Origin of the sequence: Simiduia agarivorans SA1 = DSM 21679, from assembly GCF_000305785.2 — a bacterium.
Classification (GTDB): Bacteria; Pseudomonadota; Gammaproteobacteria; order Pseudomonadales; family Cellvibrionaceae; genus Simiduia; species Simiduia agarivorans.
On record NC_018868.3, the window covers coordinates 1,028,589 to 1,035,000 of the forward strand.

3 protein-coding genes and 2 rRNA genes (1 of these 5 running past the window's edge) are annotated in these 6,412 nt (G+C 52.8%); 1 reads left to right on the forward strand and 4 read right to left on the reverse strand.

The window, feature by feature from the left end; translation table 11 throughout:
• Nucleotides 1-9: 9 nt before the first annotated feature.
• Entirely contained in the window at nucleotides 10-1,722 is a 1,713-nt protein-coding gene (gene olsF / locus M5M_RS04640; protein WP_015046312.1) for a bifunctional ornithine lipid synthase OlsF, read from the reverse strand.
• 135 nt (nucleotides 1,723-1,857) lie between these two features.
• Nucleotides 1,858-3,417: a S8 family serine peptidase gene (locus tag M5M_RS20950; protein ID WP_015046313.1), complete on the reverse strand. Its 1,560-nt coding sequence runs from the start codon at nucleotides 3,415-3,417 to the stop codon at nucleotides 1,858-1,860.
• A gap of 237 nt (nucleotides 3,418-3,654) precedes the next feature.
• Between M5M_RS20950 and M5M_RS04650 the strand changes: the two genes are divergently transcribed.
• Nucleotides 3,655-4,704: a methyltransferase domain-containing protein gene (locus M5M_RS04650; protein ID WP_015046314.1), complete on the forward strand. Its 1,050-nt coding sequence runs from the start codon at nucleotides 3,655-3,657 to the stop codon at nucleotides 4,702-4,704.
• A gap of 683 nt (nucleotides 4,705-5,387) precedes the next feature.
• Here the strand turns inward: M5M_RS04650 and rrf are convergent.
• Nucleotides 5,388-5,503 (reverse strand): 5S ribosomal RNA (gene rrf / locus M5M_RS04655).
• 186 nt (nucleotides 5,504-5,689) lie between these two features.
• Nucleotides 5,690-6,412 (reverse strand): 23S ribosomal RNA (locus tag M5M_RS04660) (it continues 2,164 nt past the right edge of the window).

Below are 6,412 nucleotides of genomic sequence, written 5' to 3' on the forward strand. Positions count from 1 at the left end.
TCTTAAACGCTAATCACCCAGATACCGATGACGCTTTGCCGGCTTCAGTTTCGTGAGATCCGCAATAAATAAACCATCAATGCAGTCGCCAAAGCTGGCATCAACACCAAAATCCAGCAATTCAAAACCGCCCTCATCGAACAACGCCGCATACTGTTTAAAAAGTACGGGCAGTTTACAATTCTCCTGCTGAAACACTGCTTGCAAACGCCGAAAGCTCAGCTCCCGGTCACATTCCGCCATTTCCAGATCGAGCGCATCCTGAATGGTCCGATCCAACCGGTAAGGTGTTTTACTGATGGCCAATGGATTCACCGAGGCGTGAAAATGACGGTAGTGATACACCAAGCGATCGCGCAGGTGCCTTGGAATATCCGCACTCATGGATACCGGCCCAATCAGGTAACGCACGTCATCGCGCTGTTTGAGCATCGCGCCCAATCCTTGCCACAGATAATCCAGACTGTTTTTACCCCAATAAGCTGGCGCCACAAAACTACGGCCCAGCTCAATGGACTGATCCAATAGCGGCAGTGCCGCGGTCTGGAAGTTGAATAATTCACTGGTATAAAGACCAGACACGCCCTGCTGTTTGATAATCGAACGGCAGTCGCCAAAGCGATAAGCACCAGCGATCTGTACCTGATGGTTATCCCACAAAATCAAGTGCTGGTAATTGCGATCATATTTATCCAGATCACGCCGGGACCCCGTCCCTTCACCCACCCGGCGAAATGTCATTTCACGAAGCCGACCCAGCTCCCGGAATAAGCTGGAATCCTCGTGATAATCACTCAGATAGATTATTTTTTCATCCCGGGTTTTACCCAACATCACCTGTGCTTCCAGCTCCGATTTAACTTTATGCTGGGACTCCGGGTGTGCCACCGTTTTCTCCGTTACAAAGCCCGTTGCTTTTCCTTTGCCCAGTTTGTACAAGTACTTTTTAAGGCGCTTACACAAATGACGATCTGCCACCTGGACAGAATCTACTGCCGACGCGAGAATCGGATCCCCTACGGTGAAATGGATATCCGTGTGGTGCTTGTTGAACATTTCCCTCGCCAACCACAGGGTGCTCAAAGGCTTATAAATAGCCGAGAGACTATAGAACAATGCCGAATTCTTGGCATCGATATGAACCGGAAGAATATTTGCACCGGTTTTGCGCACGAAATGCAGGAACCCGGTTTGCCATTTTCCATCTTTGATACCCGTCGGGCTCACCCGGCTGACTTCTCCTGCAGGAAACACGATAACGGCCTGATCTTGCTCAAGCGCCTGAACGATTAAACGGTAGCTTTTCCGATAACCACTGCGACCCATATTGTCGAGTGGCAGCAGAAGATCCTGTAATTGGTCAAACGATGTCAGTACATTATTCGCGACAATTTTTACATCGGACCGTATCTCGCCTACTGCGCGTAAAAGGGCCAGACCATCCAACGAACCAATGGGGTGATTGGCAATTATGACGACCCGGCCCTCGGCCGGGATATTGGATCGACTTTTTGCCGACAGCGAATAACTGAAATTGAAGTAGTCAAAGATCTTGTCGATGAAACTGAAATTACGGAGCGCACTGTGTTGCTCAAGAAACTGATTTATTTCATTTTCATGAACCAGTCTGCGAAGCAATCCGAACGCCGGTTTTTTAACGATGGCCGTACTATTCGCAATCCAGGGCACCCGTGCGCCAACCGATTGTTCGATGTTGATCATATTGGAATCCTGCACTCTTGGAGTCTGGATACGCTAGATCATCAAGATGACGTTTTCTTGACCGAAAAATGACAATCCAATAACAAAAGAGGCGCCAGGGCGCCTCTTTTGTGACTGACTCAAGTTGTTAAAGGTTTAACCACACTTTTTGGGGCCACCTTTACAACCGCCGTTGCCGCCACCATTGCCACCACCCGAGCCATCACCACTACAGCCGTGAGTATCCAGGTAGGTCTTGGCAGCGAGCGCTTGTACCAGGCCATAGCCGTAGGCATTATCGCGACCAGCAACACCCAGGTCCTGCGCGGTAGCGCGCAAGGCTGAACGTATCTGCTCATTGCTGCAGCTGCTGTGGTGGCTCCAAACCAATGCCGCTACACCGGCCACATGGGGTGTTGCCATCGACGTGCCATCGTATGCGGCATAATCGCTGGGCGATACGCTGACACTGGCATTGGCGCCCAGTTGGTTTTTGAGCGACGCGCCATCCGCTGCTGTAATCCCTACCGACGGAATGGATGTGGAGGTTTCACCCAAGGTTCCACTCAACGGTCCGGTGGTATTGTTGTAGATAATGGCCGCCACTCCGCCGCCATTTTCACACGCCAGAACCTTGTCAGCGAAGGCAATATTGCCGCGCTCTATAAGACAGACTTTGCCATTGGCGTTGCTGCACACGGCCTCCCCCAGACCACAATCCATCAACGCGCCGGATCCGGTCCCTTGCGGTGAGCCATCCATGCCCAGGCTGTCTACACCTGCGCCCGCCACGGTCACCGCCGTCTCAGTGCCCGCCTGATCAGGCACTGTAGAGACCACACCCACGCCGGGTGCCGCCAGCTCGACCTGGTCCGTTTGTTGGGAAAAATCAGCGACTACTTTGTTCTGGTCTATGGCTGCAACCGACACCACAGAACTGTAAGACGCCGGGTAGGAATGGCGGGTATTGCCGTCATTGCCTGCGGCCGCAATACTCAGAACACCGCGGCTGTTGGCATCATTGAAGGCCCGCTCCTCGGTCCGGCTTTTAAAGCTGCCACCAAGGCTCATGTTAACCACATTGGCGCCAGCGCTTTCACACCGGTTTAATGCGTCCACCAGACTGGAAGAATAGGCCCAGCCGTTGGCATCAAAAACTTTAACGATGTAGAGCTTGAGGTTGCCGTTAGGCAATACGCCTACCACGCCTTCGTTATTGTTGAGCGCGGCTATGGTGCCGGCGACGTGGGTGCCATGGTGATTTTGGTCTTCGTACCAGTTTCCTGCGCCACCCGGATCACTGTGACCACTGACCAGGCTGGTCTGCAGGTCCGGATGCCCTAAGTTATAACCCGAGTCGATAATACACACGGTGCGGTTGCCCGCCAGGCCATCGCTCAGTTGATCCGCCTGCACCATGGCAATGCCATAGGGCGCGGCTTGTGCCATCGGGAAGCGCTTTACGTCTTCTTCGACAAACTCCACCAACCCGCTTTTTGTAAGACCGTTCATGGCGTTAGTCGGTAGTGTCATTGCCATGGCGTTCTGACGCTCAAGGCCTACCAGCTTTTTACCGCCCATTTTCTCAGCCAATACCTGCGCTGCTTTACCTTTGCCTTCTTTGAATTTGACGATGTAGCGCTCTTCCGCGCTGGCAGCCTGGGTGATCAGTGCTGCCGCAATACAGGTCGCAATTGCCAGAGGTTTCTTTGTCATAGGTAAGCCCCACTATTGTTTTATTGTTATCATCACCATAGTGATGTTGATCGAAGTGCCAAGTTGGCACTTAAGTCTAGACGTGACCTTGCCGATCAAACCCCATAGTTTTCCGACATAAGAGCAAAAACCATGCTTTTTCACTAGATATGACCACCCATTGCTCGTGTCATTTTGTAACAACACCCCAGCGAGGGGCTCTTTCGCTACCTAAAGCACATCGATTCCGGAGCATGAATGAAGGACGCCGTTAAAGACTACTATGGCCAACAGCTGAAACACTCTGACGACCTGCAAACCAATGCCTGCTGCACCGACGAAAGCATGCCGGGCTACCTGAAGCCTATCCTGGGCCTGATTCATGATGAGGTTCACAGCCGCTACTATGGCTGTGGCCTGGTCGCGCCCGAACACATCAGCGGATGCACCATCCTGGACTTGGGATCGGGGGCCGGCCGGGACTGCTATGCCCTGTCGGCTTTGGTGGGTGAGGCAGGCCAGGTAATCGGCGTGGATATGACCGATGAACAACTGGCCATTGCCAACCGCCATATTGAATTCCACCAACAGGCATTCGGTTTTTCTGCCCCCAATGTCCGTTTTATCAAGGGTGAGCTAGAACAACTGGACCAGCTGGATTTACCCGAAAACAGCGTTGATGTGATCGTTTCCAACTGCGTTATCAACCTGTGCGAAGATAAGCCAGGCGTATTGAGACAAGCCTATCGCCTGCTGAAACCCGGCGGTGAAATGTACTTTTCCGACGTCTATGCCGACCGGAGAATCCCGACGGACTTGGCTCAGGACCCAATACTCTACGGTGAGTGTTTATCCGGCGCGTTTTACTGGAACGATTTTCATAACACCGCCAAAGCCTGCGGTTTTACCGACCCCCGGCTGGTAAAGGATTCGGTCATCACCATCGATAACCCTGCACTGCAGGCCAAATGTGGTGATATCCGCTTTTTCTCAGCCACCTACCGCCTGTTCAAAATCGACGGTCTCGAACCCTTCTGTGAAGACTACGGCCAGGCCGTCATCTACAAAGGCACCCTCGACCACCATCCCAACAGCTTCACCCTCGACAAACACCACCACATACCCAAGGGCAAAGTCTTCCCCGTCTGCGGCAACACCTACCGCATGCTGCACGACACCCGATTCAAAACACATTTTGAGTTCATCGGAAACTGGGATACCCATTACGGTATTTTTGATGGCTGTGGGACGGCGTTGCCTTACGATACTGAAACAACCAAGGCGGGTACCGGTGGGGGTTGTTGCTGAGGGATAGTCTCTAGTCTCTAGTCTCTAGTCTCTAGTCTCTAGTCTCTAGTCTCCAGAAAAAGGAAAGCCCAACCGGGTAACGGCTGGGCTTTTTTGTTTTTGTGGTCTTTGTTATCGCGTGCAATCTGCAAGCTTGATTGGTGGGTTACGCTATCGCTCAACCCACCCTACGGGTATGCACCCTGCTTCCGCCAGCAGCGCAGGCTGCGAGGCGTGATTACCATCCAAACCATCTAATGGCACGCTCTCACATGGGGGCGGAACAATGTGTTTAGGCTGCGATTAGCAGCCTGCATTGTGGAGCGCCGGAGGCAATGCGGGGCGGCCATCCGCCGACGGCCGGACCGCGTCAGCGGCCCCACAAGGTAAAGAGAGGGGGTTCCCCAGGCGGGAGTAGGACATCGCCCACCTTTTTCGCAGACAAAGAAAAACGCCCGATAGGATCACCTATCGGGCGTTTTAATTAGAACGGTTCGCCGCTGCGACTTGACGAGGTTCGGGGCGGCCATCCGCTACATTGGGTTGCGAGCAGTGCTCGCAATCGCTTCGCGACGCTGGGGCGCCCCTCCGCCGTGCCTGCGGCACAGGCTGCGTCACATGAGCCTTTGTAGTGAAACTAAAACAACGTATTCTAAAAAACAAAACCCCCGCTGGTGTCCCAGCGGGGGTTTTCTTTTTTAGAAGCTTGACGATGTCCTACTCTCACATGGGGAGACCCCACACTACCATCGGCGCTAAGTCGTTTCACTACTGAGTTCGGAATGGGATCAGGTGGTTCCAACTCGCTATGGTCGTCAAGCAAACTGGTTTGATCTGTGGCTGGTCTTATCTGATATTTCAGGGCCTCATCACACAATCAAATAGGGTTGTAAATGCAAAGTCTTTGCTGACTGAGACAGATGTTTCTCTTCACTTGGCCTCTCAGCTTCGCGACATCTTATCCAGCTTTGTTGAAGGATTAAATCCATACAATCATCTCTGTTATATGGTCAAGCCTCACGAGCAATTAGTATTGGTTAGCTCAACGCCTCACAGCGCTTCCACACCCAACCTATCAACGTCGTAGTCTTCAACGGCTCTTTAGGGGGCTCAAGGCCCCAGGGAGATCTTATCTTGAAGGAGGCTTCCCGCTTAGATGCTTTCAGCGGTTATCCCGTCCGAACATAGCTACCGGGCAATGCCATTGGCATGACAACCCGAACACCAGAGGTTCGTTCACTCCGGTCCTCTCGTACTAGGAGCAACTCTTCTCAAATCTCCAACGCCCACGGCAGATAGGGACCGAACTGTCTCACGACGTTCTAAACCCAGCTCGCGTACCACTTTAAATGGCGAACAGCCATACCCTTGGGACCGGCTTCAGCCCCAGGATGTGATGAGCCGACATCGAGGTGCCAAACACCGCCGTCGATGTGAACTCTTGGGCGGTATCAGCCTGTTATCCCCGGAGTACCTTTTATCCGTTGAGCGATGGCCCTTCCATACAGAACCACCGGATCACTATGACCTACTTTCGTACCTGCTCGACGTGTCAGTCTCGCAGTCAAGCTGGCTTGTGCCATTACACTAAACTCCTGATTTCCGACCAGGATTAGCCAACCTTCGTGCTCCTCCGTTACTCTTTGGGAGGAGACCGCCCCAGTCAAACTGCCCACCATGCACTGTCCGCAACCCGGATAACGGGCCGACGTTAGAACCTCAAACATAC

Excerpts from the sequence above, each read along its gene's own strand:
- M5M_RS20950 (WP_015046313.1), bottom strand. The coding sequence starts at position 3,417 with ATGACAAAGAAACCTCTGGCAATTGCGACCTGTATTGCGGCAGCACTG.
- M5M_RS04650 (WP_015046314.1), top strand. The coding sequence starts at position 3,655 with ATGAAGGACGCCGTTAAAGACTACTATGGCCAACAGCTGAAACACTCT.
- olsF (WP_015046312.1), bottom strand. The coding sequence starts at position 1,722 with ATGATCAACATCGAACAATCGGTTGGCGCACGGGTGCCCTGGATTGCG.